At 58.6% G+C, this 16,131-nt stretch carries 13 protein-coding genes; 6 read left to right on the top strand and 7 right to left on the bottom strand.

All coding sequences use genetic code 11. The annotated features are described in order from the left end of the window. Nucleotides 1-6: 6 nt before the first annotated feature. The gene (locus tag P8S53_RS09135; protein ID WP_277803656.1) at nt 7-1,017 is read right to left on the bottom strand and encodes a Gfo/Idh/MocA family protein; all 1,011 of its coding nucleotides are present in this window, start codon (nt 1,015-1,017) and stop codon (nt 7-9) included. A 199-nt stretch (nt 1,018-1,216) separates the two neighbouring features. Between P8S53_RS09135 and P8S53_RS09130 the strand changes: the two genes are divergently transcribed. The 6 genes from P8S53_RS09130 to P8S53_RS09105 all read left to right on the top strand — a co-directional run bounded on the left by P8S53_RS09130 (nt 1,217) and on the right by P8S53_RS09105 (nt 7,888). Next, on the top strand, nt 1,217-2,569 hold the full coding sequence (locus P8S53_RS09130; protein ID WP_277803655.1) for an ABC transporter substrate-binding protein: 1,353 nt from the start codon (nt 1,217-1,219) through the stop codon (nt 2,567-2,569). Between the two features lie 73 nt (nt 2,570-2,642). Next, on the top strand, nt 2,643-3,641 hold the full coding sequence (locus tag P8S53_RS09125) for a carbohydrate ABC transporter permease (protein WP_277803654.1): 999 nt from the start codon (nt 2,643-2,645) through the stop codon (nt 3,639-3,641). Further along, nucleotides 3,634-4,725 carry a carbohydrate ABC transporter permease gene (locus P8S53_RS09120; protein ID WP_277803653.1) on the top strand — a complete coding sequence of 364 codons (1,092 nt, stop codon included), beginning with the start codon at nt 3,634-3,636 and terminating at the stop codon, nt 4,723-4,725. The genes P8S53_RS09125 and P8S53_RS09120 overlap by 8 nt, the downstream gene beginning before the upstream one ends. Before the next feature lie 8 nt (nt 4,726-4,733). Next, complete coding sequence (locus tag P8S53_RS09115; RefSeq protein ID WP_277803652.1) at nt 4,734-5,879, top strand: ABC transporter ATP-binding protein; 1,146 nt, start codon at nt 4,734-4,736, stop codon at nt 5,877-5,879. Next, nucleotides 5,876-7,090, top strand: a complete 1,215-nt coding sequence (gene uxuA, locus P8S53_RS09110; RefSeq protein WP_277803651.1) for a mannonate dehydratase — start codon at nt 5,876-5,878, stop codon at nt 7,088-7,090. The genes P8S53_RS09115 and uxuA overlap by 4 nt, the downstream gene beginning before the upstream one ends. A gap of 126 nt (nt 7,091-7,216) precedes the next feature. Then, nucleotides 7,217-7,888, top strand: coding sequence for a D-lyxose/D-mannose family sugar isomerase (locus P8S53_RS09105; RefSeq protein WP_277803650.1), 672 nt, complete (start codon nt 7,217-7,219; stop codon nt 7,886-7,888). A 638-nt stretch (nt 7,889-8,526) separates the two neighbouring features. Here the strand turns inward: P8S53_RS09105 and P8S53_RS09100 are convergent. The 6 genes from P8S53_RS09100 to P8S53_RS09075 form a co-directional block, all read right to left on the bottom strand. After that, the gene (locus P8S53_RS09100) at nt 8,527-8,964 is read right to left on the bottom strand and encodes an RbsD/FucU family protein (protein ID WP_277803649.1); all 438 of its coding nucleotides are present in this window, start codon (nt 8,962-8,964) and stop codon (nt 8,527-8,529) included. Nucleotides 8,965-9,244: 280 nt separating this feature from the next. Continuing rightward, nucleotides 9,245-10,630 carry a dihydrolipoyl dehydrogenase gene (lpdA, locus tag P8S53_RS09095; RefSeq protein ID WP_277803648.1) on the bottom strand — a complete coding sequence of 462 codons (1,386 nt, stop codon included), beginning with the start codon at nt 10,628-10,630 and terminating at the stop codon, nt 9,245-9,247. 81 nt (nt 10,631-10,711) lie between these two features. After that, nucleotides 10,712-11,107: an MAPEG family protein gene (locus P8S53_RS09090; RefSeq protein ID WP_277803647.1), complete on the bottom strand. Its 396-nt coding sequence runs from the start codon at nt 11,105-11,107 to the stop codon at nt 10,712-10,714. Next, a complete protein-coding gene (locus P8S53_RS09085; RefSeq protein WP_277803646.1) occupies nt 11,104-11,535 on the bottom strand; it encodes a hypothetical protein in 432 nt (143 codons plus the stop codon). Before P8S53_RS09085 ends, P8S53_RS09090 begins: the two co-directional genes overlap by 4 nt. Before the next feature lie 65 nt (nt 11,536-11,600). After that, nucleotides 11,601-13,118, bottom strand: a complete 1,518-nt coding sequence (odhB, locus tag P8S53_RS09080) for a 2-oxoglutarate dehydrogenase complex dihydrolipoyllysine-residue succinyltransferase (RefSeq protein WP_277803645.1) — start codon at nt 13,116-13,118, stop codon at nt 11,601-11,603. A gap of 7 nt (nt 13,119-13,125) precedes the next feature. After that, nucleotides 13,126-16,116 carry a 2-oxoglutarate dehydrogenase E1 component gene (locus tag P8S53_RS09075; protein WP_277803644.1) on the bottom strand — a complete coding sequence of 997 codons (2,991 nt, stop codon included), beginning with the start codon at nt 16,114-16,116 and terminating at the stop codon, nt 13,126-13,128. Nucleotides 16,117-16,131 lie beyond the last annotated feature (15 nt).

The following is a 16,131-nucleotide window of genomic DNA, read 5'->3' as shown; positions in this document are numbered from 1 at the left end:
TCCTCCTCAGTCTTTCTTGGCCAGCTTCGTGGCTTTGCTCTGGGCCTCCAGCGAGAGGCGACATACTTCCAACACATGGCGTTGGGTCATCGCGGTCTCGGTGCGGTCGCGCACATCATTGGCGAAATTGCGGAAATAGCTTTTGGGTTCGGTCGAACAGTCAATGTATTCGACGCCCCGCTTGTTCACGAGGAACAGGTGATCCTTGCCGTCACGCCCAGCGATATCGACATATTTGCGCAGTTCGATATAACCCTCTGTGCCCAGGATCACAAGGCGACCGTCACCCCATGTCGGCAGGCCGTCGGGCGTGAACCAGTCGACACGGATATAGCCCGTGGCCTTCTCGCTACGCAGAACCAGATCACCGAAATCCTCGAATTCGGGCGTGGACTGATTGGCGAAATTGCCGACTGAACTGGTCGCGACTTCGGCGGTTTCCGACCCGGTGTAGAACAGAAACTGGTCGATCTGATGCGAACCGATATCCACGAGGATCCCGCCGAAAGCATCATGTTTGTAGAACCAGTCAGGACGGCCGCTTCCAAGGCGGTGGGGGCCGGTTCCCAAAGTCTGGATCACCTGACCAATCGCACCGTTTCCCACCAGCTTACCCGCCTTCTCTGCCGATCTGACGGAAAAGCGTTCGGTAAAGCAGACCGAGAAAATCCGGCCCGTCTCGGCAATCGTTTTCTCGATCTGGGCAAGCTGTGTGAACGTGGTGACGCCCGGCTTGTCAGAAATGACGTCCTTCCCGTTCCGCATGGCGGTCATGGCAATTCCCGCGCGGTCACACGGAATGGCAGCGGTGCAGATCACGTCGATGGACTCATCGTCGAACAAAGCCGCGCGCGCTGTGCGCGGCGAGTCGGGATAGGCATCTTCGAAGGTTTTCAGAAGCGCTGGCACAGAGGTTTCGGGACAGTGACCGGCCAGCTCCCACCCCTCGGCGAGCAATCCTTTCACATGATCGAAGATATGGCCGTGATCGATGCCGATAACTGCAAATCTTGGCATTTGGTCTGGTTCCTCCGCTTTCGGTGCGTCTCATCCTACGCATTTAGATTGGTAAGACCAGATACTGATATTTCTGCCCCTGTCAACGGCTTCCAATGTGAAATGGTTCGGAATTTGTCTATAACATTATGATATTAATTGATATTTATGCACTCAGAAAAATTGCAGAAACTTATCGTTGATAATCTGGTAAGACCAAATGCAGAATATTCTTGATCGGCGGCACCGCAAGGATGCCGCCATCGAAGGGAGATCTAGGGGGAAGGAAAGGGAGGAAGTCATGAGTATTTCAAAACTGCGGATGTCCAGCGCTGCGGGCCTGGTATTCGCCGCCACTGCGGGGACGGCTGGCGCACAACAGGTTGTCATATGGTGCGACGTGAACGGCTATGGCTGCCCGACACTGGCGCCAGTTGTCGAACGCTATAACGCCGAAAATCCTGGGCAGACTGTTGTGCTGGAACAGGTCGCCTACCAGGTCTTGCTGGAAAGCTTGCCGGTGCAACTGGAATCGAGCGATGGGCCGGACGGCGCAATCGTCACCGATCTGGGCGGGCTCAGCCGCTACTATGTCGACTTGACGGATTGGGTCGATGCGGAATTTTTCGAGAGCGAATATGGCCAGACGCTGCAATGGCTGCGCGGGGACGATCCCGACAGCACGGCGATCAATGGCAAGCCGTCGACGCTGACTGTGAATGGTGGCTATGTGAACCTAACGCTCTTCGAGCAGGCAGGTGTGGACGTCCCCGAAGAGGGCGCAACCTGGGAGGATTGGGCCGAAGCCACACGGCAGGTCGCTGCGGCGACGGGCACGGACTTTCCGATGGCCATGGACAGATCGGGCCACCGTTTTGCCAGCCTCGCCATCAGCTATGGCGCCGAGCTGGTCGATGAAGATGGCAATCTGGTGGTCGATGACGCCCTGCGTGACGCCATTGCGCAATTCGTCGAATGGCATCGCGATGGCACCATGCCCATGGATCTATGGGGTGCGGTCGGCGGGGCCACGCATCGCGAGCTGTTCACCGATTTCCTGAACGCAGATACAGTGATGTATTTCGGCGGCTCATGGGCGCTCAACCAGGTTGATCGCGAGGTCGGTGATCTGTTCGACTGGCGTGCGATCGACGCCCCCTGCGGACCCGGTTCCTGCACTGTGATGCCGGGTGGCGGGGCGATGGTGGCCTTCCAGCACAGCGCGCATCCCGAAATCATGGGCCAATTCATCAATTACCTCGCGCAGCCCGAAAATCTGGAAGAGGTTCTGGCGGCTTCAGTTGAAATCCCGGCCAGCGCAACACTGATCGAGCGCGGCGTAACCTATCCGGGCGCGTCTGACCGGACGCAGGAAGCCCTCGGCACCTTCATCAACCAGATCCCCAAAATGGACGACGCAGCCTACCGCTTTCAGGGCTGGCGTTATCAGCGGGCATTGATGAACTCGCTGACGACCCGGATCAGTCAGGTGCTCAATAACGAGTTGACTGTCGATGCCGCTGTGGCCCGGATCGAGCAAGATGTCACGCTGGCGATCGAGGCGGCCAACTAGGCCCACCAGGGACATCACGGGCGGCGTCACGGCGCCGTCCGCCACCTGACAATGACAAACACAGCGGAGTAGGATGATGCGCAAAGGCGCTATTGGCGGTGCGGCCGTCGCAGTGATCACATCGCCTGCCAGGGCCATTGAGCCTTTAATGTATGGCATTCAGCGGTTGATCGGGATCAAGAAAATGCCCTGGGTGTTTCTGGGCCCCAACCTCGGTGCAGTTCTGCTGTTTTCATTGCTACCAGTCTTTATCAACGTCTTCTACTCCATGACCGGCAGCGACCGCCTCTTTCCGGTCGACAGGCCATGGGTCGGCGGGCGCAATTACGAGACGTTATTCGATTGCCAGAGCTTCCTTGACCCATCGACCTGTTCGCGCGACCTGTTTTGGCGCGCGCTGTGGAACACAATGGTCTTCGTGCCGATACAGGTTATCTGCATGATCGGGATTTCCCTGATCACAGCGATCTGCCTGAACCGCAATATCCGCGGGCGCGGGTTCTTTCGCGGCGTGTTCTTCTTTCCGGTCATGCTCTCGCCTGTGGTGGTAGCGCTGATCTGGCAGTGGATTCTACAGCGCAACGGCGTGCTGAACGGAATCCTGACCTCGATGGGGTTTGATGCCGTCAACTGGCTGGTGTTTCCCAATACTGCCTTCTTCTGGACAGTCTTCATCACTGTCTGGGCGCATATGGGCTTTTTCACCATCATCCTCCTGGCCGGCCTTCAGGCGATCCCGCGCGATGTCTATGAAGCCGCCAAGATGGACTCGGCCAGTCACTGGCGGGTCTTTACCAGAATAACGCTGCCCTTGCTGCGTCCGATGCTGCTGGTCGTTTTCATCCTGTGTGTCATCCGCTCTGTGCAGACATTTGACGAAATCTATGTGCTGACCGGCGGCGGGCCGGGCTCGGCGACGATGCTGCTGGTTCAATACATCTACGAAACCGGCTTTGCAGCGCAGCCGCGCAACTTCGGACTGGCCGCAGCCGCCTCGCTGCTGCTCGGGGCGGCCCTGCTGATCTTCACCATGCTTCAACTCTACTTCTCGCGTAAGACGAACAATGGATGACGCAACTCACAACACAAACAATCCCTCGATGATCCGGGCACTGCTGACCGGGCGGCGTGGCCGCAAGGGCTTCGATCTGGCGGATTACCTGACCTATGGCTTCCTGTTGCTCGGGCTGTTCGTCATGTTCGCGCCGGTGATGTGGCTGGTTCTGTCCTCGTTCAAATCCCCCTCGAACCTCAACGAGTTTCCGCCCACCGTTCTACCCGAAACAATCGAGTCGGTTGTGGTGGAAGGCTACGCGAACCCGCTTCCGCTGTTCGAGGTGCAAATGGAGGACGGTGAGACAGTCATTCTTGCCCAGACCCGTCGGGTGGGGCTGAATGCCCAGATGATTGACCCCGACAATGTCGCAGCGGGCCCGATAACTGTTCCGGTCGCCAATGCCGCGCCGCTACGCCAGGTCCATTTCCATATCGAGAACTATGTCAATCTGCTGACGGCGCAGGGCGCGGATCTGTGGCGCTATGTCTATAACAGCCTCTTCATCACTGTGGTCGCCACAGTCATCACTCTGATCATGAACTCAATGGCGGCCTTCGCCCTGTCGAAATACCGTTTCCGGGGCAGCAATGTCGCGTTGCTGAGCATCCTCGCGACACTGATGATCCCTGCAACAGTGGTGCTGGTGCCAACCTATCTGATAGTCGCGCAGTTGGGGTTGGTCGGCAATCTGTGGGGCGTGATCCTGCCGACGGTGGCCACGCCCACAGGGGTGTTTTTGCTGCGGCAATATATGCTGACCATCCCCGATGAGCTGATCGAGGCGGCACGCATGGATCACGCAAGCGAGTGGCGGATATTCTGGCGCATCATCCTGCCATTGTCTTCCCCCGCGCTGGCTGTGGTGGCGATCTTCTCGATCCTGTCGCGCTGGAACGACTTTCTGTTGCCCCTGATCGTGCTGAACCGGCGTGAGGTATTCACCCTGCAACTGGCGCTGAACTCTTATCAAAGTGAATTCGAGGTGCGCTATGATCTGCTTCTGGCCATGACCACGCTGACAGCCCTGCCCCTCGCGCTCGCGTTCATCTTTTTGCAACGCTACATCACCAGCGGCATCGCCTCCACCGGAATCAAATAGGACCAACAATGGCTGATCTTCTACTCAGAAACCTCAAGAAGTCATACGGCATGGTTAATGTCATACCGGACATCAATCTTGAGATCGAAGATGGAGAATTCGTGGTCTTCGTCGGCCCCTCCGGCTGCGGCAAGTCCACGTTGCTGCGCCTGATCGCCGGGCTGGAGGAAACCACCGCCGGAGATATCCTTATCGGCGGCGAGAACGTGGTGAATGTGCCCGCCGCTGATCGCGGGGTCGCCATGGTGTTTCAGTCCTATGCGCTCTACCCGCACATGACCGTGCGCCAGAACCTCAGTTTCGGGCTTGAAAACATCCGCATGGACAAGCACGAAATCGCGCGAAGGGTAACGCAGGCGGCCGGGCTCTTGCAGATCGAGCAATTGCTCGACCGGCGGCCCAGACAGCTCTCTGGTGGCCAGCGGCAGCGCGTCGCAATCGGGCGCGCGATTACGCGCGACCCGAAGATCTTCCTGTTCGACGAGCCATTGTCCAATCTCGATGCCGAATTGCGTGTCCTGATGCGGATTGAGATCACGCGGCTGCATGAGCGGCTGGGAAACACCATGATCTATGTGACCCATGACCAGATCGAGGCCATGACCATGGCAGATAAGATCGTGGTCTTGCGCAGCGGGCATATCGAACAGGTGGGCGCTCCGCTCGATCTCTATAACCGTCCGTGCAACAGGTTCGTTGCCGGGTTCATCGGGTCGCCGCGCATGAATTTCGTCGATGGCGTGATCAAGGCCGTTGAAGCCGATCATCTGGTTTTCGGCGCGCCAGACCTGCCCGGGCTCAGGCTTCCGGCACGCAACAGCGGACTTTCCGCAGGCGACAAGGTTACGCTGGGGGTCCGCCCCGAGGATTTCGTTCTGGCGGCCGAAGATGCACAAGGCTGGCCAGTTAGCGTGTCCATGACCGAGCAATATGGCGCTTCCAGCTATCTGCATTGCCAGTTTCCCGACGGCGCCCCCCTGCTGGTTCACGAGCAGGGCCAGAGCACCGAGGGGCGTGGCGCCGTGATCCATGTCGCGCCCCGCGAGGGGCACTGGCACCTTTTTCATACCGACAGCGAATTGGCCATCGAGACTGTGGGCCGACGCCTATTGACATCTATAGACCGCAGCGCAACGGAGGGGCTCGGGGCATGAGATATGTTTGGCGCTGGTTCGGCCCCCCGGATGCCATTGGCATAGACGAAATCCGACAGGTCGGCGTGTCGGGGATCGTCAGCGCGTTGCATCATTTTGCAGACGGAATGGTCTGGCCCAGCGAGGAAATCACCCGTCGCCAGAAGGAAATCAGCCAGCGGCCCGATGGCACGGCCAGCGGGCTCGAATGGGCGGTTGTCGAAAGCCTTCCAGTCTCGGAGGACATCAAGCGTCAGACCGGGGACTGGCGGCACCATATCGAGAATTACAAGATCAGCCTCAAGAATCTCGCCTCTGCCGGTATCGCGACAGTGTGCTACAACTTCATGCCGATGCTCGACTGGACGCGCACGGATCTGCGGGCACCGGCAGGCAGCGGCGCGCGCTGCATGCGCTATGACGCCGTCGATTTCGCGGCTTTCGATCTGCTCATCCTAAAGCGCAGTGCCGCGCGCGCAGAGTATTCCGAAGATGTGGCCGAGGCCGCACGCACGCGGCTCGCCAAGTATAGCGAGGCGCAGAAGACAGCGTTGGTCGAAAGCGTTCTGGCCGGGTTGCCCGGTGCCGCCAATGCATTGTCGCTGGATACGGTCCGGGCGCAGCTGGCGGAATATGATCGACTGGATGCGACGGGCTTGCGCAGTCATCTGATCGATTTTCTGACCGAGGTGGTGCCGACGGCCGAGGCGCTTGGCATTCGGCTGTGCTGTCATCCTGACGACCCGCCGTTTCCGCTTTTGGGCCTGCCGCGGGTCATGTCCACGCGATCGGATATGCAAAAGGTGTTGGACGGGGTGCACTCTCCGGCCAATGGTTTGACGCTGTGCTCGGGCTCTCTGGGTGCGCGGGCGGATTCCGACCTGGTGGGTATGGTAGAGGACTTCGGCGCGCGGATTCATTTTTTGCACCTGCGCAATGTCAGGCGCGAAGGAGCGGCGCTCGGAAGTTCATTTTATGAAAGCGCGCATCTGGAGGGCGATGTCGATATGGTCGGGCTGATCGCCGCCATTCTCGCCGAGGAGCAGCGCCGCCGAAAGGCGGGCCGCGCCGACTGGGAAATTCCCATGCGGCCCGATCACGGACAGGAAATTCTTGAGGATCTGACGCGGGGCGCGCAGCCCGGATATCCGTTGATCGGACGGCTCAAGGGGTTGGCCGAACTCAAGGGAGCGGCTGCGGCGCTTGAATACGAACGAGTGGCCGCCGAATAGCTATCGCGGTAAGGATGGGCCATGCTGCGGCCTTGCCTGCATAACGAAAGCGGGCCCACCGCGCTTGCTGACAACGGCCCTTGCTGCCGGGACGGACCACGCCACTCAGAAAATCGGGTATCCTGCATGAAACGCTCTCAGATCAATGCCGCCATTCGCAAGGCCGAAACCCTGCTTGCCGCCCATCACTGGGCGATGCCCGATTTCGCGAGCTGGACACCAAAAGACCACCGCGCCGACCCTGCGCGCCATGCCTGGTTGTCAGAGCGCCAGATCGGCTGGGATGTGACCGATTTCGGGCTTGGCGATTTCGAGAATCTGGGGCTCGTACTGTTTTGCGTGCGCAACGGCATCGCTGGCCAGCCGGGCGAACGGCCCTATGCTGAAAAGCTGCTCTTCGTCGAACCGGATCAGGTGACGCCGTTTCATGCCCATAAGGTCAAGCTCGAAGATATCATCGTGCGCGGCGGCGGCACGCTTTGTATAGAGTTTTCGGAGACGGGCACAGTCGAGCCTGCCGAGGGCGCGCCGCTGGTCGATACTGTGCTGATCGACGGGGCAAAGCGGCCCGCCTTCGGTCAAGTCCACAAGCTGCGCGCAGGCCAAAGCATCACCATCCCGCGCGGGTTGCAGCATAGTTTCTGGGGCGAGGGTGAGACAGTGTTCGTGGCCGAAGTCAGCCAGTGCAATGATGACATGCAGGATAATTTCTTCCGCGACGGAATCGGGCGGTTCAGTCAGATCGAAGAAGACGTGCCCGCCTATCGACTACTCTGGAACGAGCAGATTATCCCATGACAGCCGCGCCCTTCGGGATCATCTGCGCGGCGAATTGGGTCCTCTATGTCCTGCACGATATCCCGCGCTGGCCTGACAAGTCCGATCTGGTCGATGTCTCGGCTCAGTTGCAGGCCATGGAAGGCGGGGCGGCGAACGCGTCTTGCAATCTGGTCACGATGGGCGCCCTACCCAGTCATCCCGATGGACCTGATCGGGCAGGACGGCGCGGGCGACAAGATCATCACGCCCTGCACGCAGGGCGCGCGGTCTCTGGCCGTTCACGCTGGAATTTTGGGATCACGGATTTAGTGACCCGGATGACCAAGACTTTTGCACGCATGCTTTGGCATCATCACAACCTTGACCTTGGGTTCGCTGCGCTCTCAAGAATCCCTGCCGACTCTGATAGGTACACGCTGCTTTGGGATGAAGCAGCAAGGACGCGCAACCGTGCAGTTGTCACATCGGGATCGATATCATCCTTTTGGGGATCTCGTCCCCACAAAATAACCTCGTCCGGGACTCCCTGAGAGCTGGTTGCACCGGATCCGGATCAAAACCAAGGCCAGCCCCGCGCAACAGAAAATCTATGTGGCGTGGCCGCCGCTTACGGTTGAAACCATGAGAACACGGAAGGCCGTGTTACCTGCGATGGGTTATTCAATCACGCCTTTGCGCAGTATGAAATTGCCATACAGACGACGTTCCTGTGTGCGAATAATCACGAAGGAGTCTGCCGCCGCCTCGTAAAAGGCGAAGCGTTCGGTCATGGCGATGTCATGCCCGAATGCGCGGATAATGCCCATCGCCTGCGCGACCGCTTCAGCGTGCGTATCGGGCGCGTCAACTTGCTGCATCGCCTTGACCGCCGGACGCTCGCGATCAAACTGATCTATCGGCACAAGGGTCAGAATGGCCTGTAGCGCGTCTGTCGATGTGCCGCCAAAGTCAAGGCAATGCCCCCAATCCGAGTTCAATCCGGCTGTATGCGCGGGATAGTTTGCATCCACTATCGTCAGTTGATCACCATGGCCCATGGCGGCCAGAGCATACAACAATTCGGGGGTAATGCGGGGGTCTATTCCGTTCAGCATGTCACATTTCCTAGTCTGGTGGCCCTGAAAAACCGTTTTCATTTCTGGTAGTTGGCCCGGATTTCAAGGCCAGAACAGCTTCGCTCCCTGAAGCAACAGGATGCTGGACTGCCGCCGCTGTAGTTTCTACAGCGCAAACATCCCTGCGCCACCAAGGGAAGTCAAGCCGCGCTGCGTTGCGCGATACGGCAATCCCCAAAAACAACCAGCCCCCGACCGGATCAGGGGCTGGACTATCCACCACGCGTCATGCGTCGTCCGCAAAATCTGCGGCTGACAGTTACGCGTGTATCGCCCCGTCACCGCAGGCAAGTGCAGCTTCGCGCACGGCTTCCGAATAGGTCGGGTGGGCATGGCAGGTGCGCGCCAGATCTTCGGCTGCGGCCCCAAATTCCATTGCGACACAGATTTCATGGATAAGATCGCCCGCATAGGGACCAATGATATGCGCCCCCAGAATGCGGTCTGTGTCCTTGTCGGCCAGGATTTTCACGAAACCGTCGCCTGCGAAATTCGCCTTGGCACGGCCGTTGCCCATGAAGCTGAACTTGCCGACCTTATAGGCGCGCCCTGCCTCTTTCAGGGTTTCTTCGTTCTCGCCCACCGACGCCACCTCTGGCCAGGTATAGATGACACCGGGGATGACACCGTAATTCACATGACCCGCCTGCCCCGCGATAATCTCGGCGACCGCCATGCCTTCATCCTCGGCCTTATGGGCCAGCATCGGCCCCTCAATGACGTCACCAATCGCATACACCCCGTCAATGCTGGTTTTATAGTGCTTGTCGGTCGCGATCTGGCCGCGTTCGGTCAGTTTGACACCCAGCGTGTCCAGCCCCAACCCTTCGGTCAATGGACGCCGCCCCGTGGCAAGAAGCACAGTGTCGGCCTCCAGCTTGTGTTCGCTGTCATCCTTGCGCAGTTTATAGGTGACAGTGGCCTTGGTTTTCGTGGCTGTCGCGGACTGAACCGCCGCGCCCAGAATGAACGTGATCCCCTGCTTGGCCAGAAGCCGCTGAAAACTCTTGGCAACTTCGGCATCATTGCCGGGAATGATACGATCCAGATATTCAACCACTGTCACTTCTGCACCCAGACGCGCAAAGACCGACCCCATTTCCAGCCCGATCACGCCTGCGCCGATCACCACCATTTTCTTGGGGATCTTGCCCAGCTCCAGCGCGCCGGTCGAGGTGACGATCACCTTCTCATCCACATCCACACCTTTCAGCGGGCTGGAGTCGGACCCCGACGCGATGACAATTTTTTTGGCGTCATAAGTCTTGTCGCCGACCTGCACCTTGCCTGCGGCAGGAATTGACGCCCAGCCCTTGATCCAGTCGACCTTGTTTTTCTTGAACAGGAATTCAATCCCCTTGGTGTTCTGCCCGATCACATCGGACTTATAGCCAAGCATTTTCTTCCAATCGACCTTGGGTTTCGCCCCCGTCAGGCCCATGGCGTCGAAATTATGCTCGGCCTCATGCAGCTGGTGGGTTGCGTGCAGCAGCGCCTTGGACGGGATGCAGCCCACATTCAGGCACGTGCCGCCAAGCGTGTCACGCCCTTCCACACAGGCCACTTTCAGGCCAAGCTGGGCTGCACGAATGGCACAGACATAGCCGCCGGGGCCAGCGCCGATAACGATAAGGTCGTAGGACATATAAGGTGTCTCCTTTTTTCAGGCGAAGAGGGGGGGGCTGTCCCCCGCACCCCCCGAGGATATTTTTGCCAGAATGAAGCATCAGAACAGCGCCGCGATCAGCATCAGCAATGTGGCCGCCCAACCGATGCCCCAGATGAGCGAGCGCCACGGGTTCAGGCCAAAAGCATAGGCCGGGATATAGAGGATGCGGGCAGCAAGATAGATGAAGGCGCAGGCGGCGGTGAAAGGGGTGGTGATCTTGGTGAAGGTCACCACGATCACGGCGATGGCGAAGATGATCAGCCCCTCGAAGTGGTTGTCGAGCGCGCGTTGCAGCCGGGCAGTGCGTTTCGACAGGGGTTTTGGAGGCGCAAAATCACGCGACCCGCCTGTGTAGCGTGTGCCCAGTTCACGGTTCGCAGGAACGGCAAACAGGATATACTGCGCCATTTGCAGAAGCGCCGCGAGAGTGAGGACTGTAAGTTCGGGGGTCATTCCATGACCACCACGTTTTCCACGACCATCACGTTATGAATCACCGTTATTACACCTACCAAAAAGGCCGCCACCGCCAACCCCGTTATCAAAATAACAATTGGAACAAACCAACCATCCGTCCGCTTCTCTGGAAGAGGGTAAGGGCTAAGGCTTTGCGAAACAAAGTAAGTATAGGCTATTGCGATAAAACTTAGAGCGATTCCGCATAGAAATGCGTACATGGAACATTGGAGTTTATCCAACGGCACCATAAATTTTGATTGAGCAGCCGCATTACCAATAAATGTGAGCAATACTACGAATGCGCCACTGTTTAGGGTAATGATTGTCTTGAGCGCGAGTATCCCTACTTCCCGTACAGCGTCGATACCCGACCGAAAATGTTCAAGCCGAACTTTTTCATCGAAGCTTACTTCACCGGTCATCAAAAACACCCCCAAGCCATACCTTTGGCGCGCCCGTTAGCGCGCCAAAGGTATTAATGGTTTTCTCACAAATCCATCAACAACCGCCGCGGGTCTTCCAGCGCTTCTTTCACGCGCACAAGGAAGGTCACGGCACCCTTGCCGTCGACAATCCGGTGGTCATAGGACAGCGCCAGATACATCATCGGGCGCGCAACGATCTGGCCGCCGACAACCATCGGGCGTTCCTGAATCTTGTGCATCCCCAGAATACCCGATTGCGGCGGGTTCAGAATGGGCGACGACATCAGCGAGCCATAGACCCCGCCATTGGAAATGGTGAAGCTGCCGCCCTGCATTTCGGCCATCGACAGCTTGCCGTCCCGCGCGCGTTTGCCCATTTCGGCAATGCGCTTTTCAATTTCGGCAAAGCCCATCTTATGCGCATCGCGCAGCACCGGCACGACCAGCCCGTTGGGCGTGCCGACGGCGACACCCATATGGACGTAGTTCTTGTAAACCACATTGGTGCCGTCAATTTCGGCATTCACTTCGGGCACTTCGTTCAGCGCATGGCAGCACGCTTTCACAAAGAAGGACATAAAGCCCATCTTCACGCCATGCTTCTTTTCAAACTGGTCCTTGTATTCCTTGCGCAACTCCATGATGCCGCCCATGTCGGCTTCATTATAGGTGGTCAGCATGGCGGCGGTGTTCTGCGCATCCTTCAGGCGGCGTGCAATGGTCTGGCGCAGACGCGTCATCTTCACACGCTCTTCGCGCGCCGCATCATCTGCGGCAACCGGCGCACGCGGGGCAGCGGCAGGGGTGGGCACAGCCGGTGCAGCCGTAGGCTGCGCCGCTGGGGCCGCCGCTGCCTTCTGCACGTCTTCCTTCATGATCCGCCCGTCGCGGCCCGTTCCCGTGACCTGATCGGCGGACAGCCCCTTTTCGGCCATCAGCTTCTTGGCAGATGGTGCGTCTTCGACATCGCGCCCGGCGGAACCGGACGTGGCCGCAGGGGCTTGCGCGCCTGCCGCAGGTGATGCCACCGCACCGCCGGAAATCACCGCCAGCTTGCCGCCTGCGGCAACTGTGCTGCCTTCTTCTGCCAGGATCTCGGCCAGAACACCCGATGCGGGCGCAGGCACTTCGACCGACACTTTATCAGTTTCCAGCTCGCACAGCATTTCGTCCTGTTCGACCGCGTCGCCCGGTTTCTTGAACCAGCTTGCGACAGTGGCCTCGGATACGCTTTCGCCCAAAGCGGGGACCATCACGTCCACGCTCTCGCCCGCATCCTGCTGCGGGGCCTCAGCGGGTTTTGCATCCGCCTTGGGGGCTTTGCTGGGGGTTTCCGCAGCACCCGGCTCGCTGATCATGGCCAGCAGCGCATCGACGCCCACAGTGTCGCCTTCCTGCGCGACAATCTCGCCCAATGTGCCTGCCACGGGCGAGGGCACTTCGACGGTCACCTTATCGGTTTCCAGTTCACACAGCATTTCATCGACCGCAACCGCGTCACCGGGCTTCTTGAACCAGGTTGCAATAGTCGCCTTGGAAACACTTTCGCCCAGTGTGGGCACTCGAACTTCGGTGGACATGGTCTTGTTATCCCTCGATTGTCAGCGCTTCATTCACGAGCGCTTCTTGTTGTGCTTTATGTTGACTGGCAAGCCCTGTCGCAGGCGAGGCACTGGCTGTGCGCCCCACATAACGGGGGCGTTTTGTGGCCCCTTTCAGACGTCCCAGAACCCATTCGATATTTGGTTCAATGAAGCTCCAGGCACCCTGGTTCTTCGGCTCTTCCTGACACCAGATCACTTCTGCATTGGGGAAGCGTTCCAGTTCCTTCAGCAGCGCCATTGCCGGGAAGGGATAGAATTGCTCCACGCGCAGCAGATATATATCCGTAATCCCGCGCGCATCACGTTCTTCCAGCAGGTCGTAATACACCTTGCCCGAACACATGATCACACGCTTGATCTTGTCATCTGCCACCAGTTCGGTGGTGCTGTTGCCTTTTTGGGCATCATCCCACAGCACACGGTGGAAGCTGGACCCTTCGGTGAAATCTGCGGCTTCAGAAATGCAAAGCTTGTGGCGCAGCAGTGATTTCGGGGTCATCAGCACCAGCGGCTTGCGGAAGCTGCGGTGAATCTGGCGGCGCAGAATGTGGAAATAGTTTGCGGGCGTCGAGCAATTCGCAACGATCCAGTTGTCCTGTGCGCATTGCTGCAAGAAACGCTCCAGCCGGGCGGAACTGTGTTCCGGCCCCTGCCCTTCGAATCCGTGCGGCAACAACATGACCAGACCGGACATGCGCAACCATTTGCTTTCGCCGGAACTGATGAACTGGTCAAACATGATCTGTGCACCATTGGCGAAATCGCCAAACTGCGCTTCCCACATCACCAGCGCATTGGGTTCGGCCAGCGAATAGCCGTATTCGAACCCCAGAACGGCATATTCCGACAGCATGGAGTCGATGACCTCAAAACGCGCCTGCCCTTCCTTGATATTGTTCAAGGCGTAGTAGCGATCCTCGGTCTGCTGGTCGATAAAGGCAGAATGGCGCTGGCTGAAAGTGCCACGCGTGGAATCCTGACCTGACAGGCGCACAGGATACCCTTCGGTCACGAGTGATCCGAACGCCAGTGCTTCGGCTGTGGCCCAGTCAAACCCGCGCCCGGACGCGAACATTTCCTTCTTGGCCTCCAGCTGGCGCACAACAGTCTTGTGAATGTTGAACCCTTCGGGATAGTGCGTCAGCGCCCCGCCCAGTTCGGCCAGTGTTTCGCTGGGAATCGATGTCTGACCGCGCTGGTATTCCTCGCCCTCGCGGTTCAGGTGGGACCAGCGCCCGTCCAGCCAGTCGGCCTTGTTGGGCTTATAGGTTTTTCCGGCTTCAAATTCATCATTCAGATGCGCCTGAAACGCGGCCTTCATATCGTCAATTTCACCTTCGGGAATCAGCCCGTCTGCGACCAGACGTTCGGTATACAGCTGAAGCGTCGATTTATGCTTCTTGATACGGGTATACATGGCCGGATTGGTGAACATCGGCTCGTCGCCTTCGTTATGGCCGAAACGGCGATAACAGAACACGTCAATGACCACATCCTTCAGGAATTTCTGGCGGAATTCCGTGGCCACTTTGGCGGCATGCACCACCGCTTCGGGGTCATCGCCATTGACGTGGAAAATCGGCGCTTCCACCATCAGGGCAATGTCTGTGGGATAGGGCGACGAGCGGCTGAAATGCGGTGCCGTGGTAAACCCGATCTGGTTGTTCACGACCAGATGGATGGTCCCACCCGTGCGGTGACCGCGCAGACCCGACAGCCCGAACCCTTCGGCAATGATACCCTGCCCCGCGAAGGCCGCGTCACCATGCAGCAGCACACCCAGAACCTGACGGCGTTCTGCATCGCCGATCTGGTCTTGTTTGGCGCGCACCTTGCCCAGAACAACAGGGTTCACCGCTTCCAGATGCGACGGGTTGGCCGTCAGCGACAAATGCACGGTGTTTCCGTCAAATTTGCGGTCCGACGATGCGCCAAGGTGATATTTCACATCACCCGACCCGTCGACATCTTCGGGCTTGAAGCTGCCGCCCTGAAACTCGTTGAAAATGGCGCGATAAGGCTTCGCCATAACATTGGCCAGAATGTTCAGTCGGCCCCGATGCGGCATGCCGACTGCGATTTCACGCACACCCAGCGCACCGCCGCGTTTGATGATCTGTTCCATCGCGGGAATGACCGCTTCGCCCCCGTCCAGTCCGAAACGCTTGGTGCCCATGTATTTGACATGCAGGAATTTTTCAAAGCCTTCTGCCTGCACCAGCTTGTCCAGAATGGCGCGGCGTCCGCGCTTGGTGAACTGGATTTCCTTGCCCAGCCCCTCGATGCGTTCCTTCAGCCATGACACTTGTTCGGGGTTGGAAATATGCATGAACTGCAACGCGAATGTGCCGCAATAGGTGCGCTGCAGAATGTCGATAATTTCGCGCAGCGATGCGACTTCCAGCCCCAGAACATTGTCGATAAAGATCGGGCGGTCCATGTCGGCTTCGGTAAAGCCGTAAGACCGCGGGTCCAGTTCGGGATGTGGTTCTTCGCTTTGCAGGCCCAGCGGGTCCAGATCGGCAACCAGATGGCCCCGAATACGGTAGGCGCGAATGATCATCAGCGCGCGCAAGCTGTCAAGGACCGCACCGCGCACCTGTTCGGTGGTCAGGGTGACCCCTTTTTCGGCGGCCTTGGCGGTGATCTTTTGCGCGGCGGCATCGCCTTCGCCAGCGACCGGTTTGGCGGCGGTTTTCGGCGCAGCAACAACCGGCCATTCCCCGGTTAGTGCGGCGGTCAGATCATCATTTGGCACAGGTGGCCAGTCGCGGCGCGCCCAGCTGGGGCCAGCGGCAGCGCGTGTCGCATCGTCCTGGGTTTCGCCCAAGGCCTTGAAATACTCCGCCCAGGCCGCGTCAACCGAAGACGGGTCCGCCGCATGTTTTGCCTGAAGCGCTTCTACATAATCGGTATTATGCCCTTGCAGGAAATCCTGCGCGTTCAACTGCTCATTCGGGCTTTGGTCATTCATGTCAGCACCTTTGTG

Origin of the sequence: Roseinatronobacter sp. S2 (assembly GCF_029581395.1) — a bacterium.
In the GTDB taxonomy this organism is placed as follows: Bacteria; Pseudomonadota; Alphaproteobacteria; order Rhodobacterales; family Rhodobacteraceae; genus Roseinatronobacter.
This window is presented reverse-complemented; position numbering and strand designations above follow the sequence as displayed.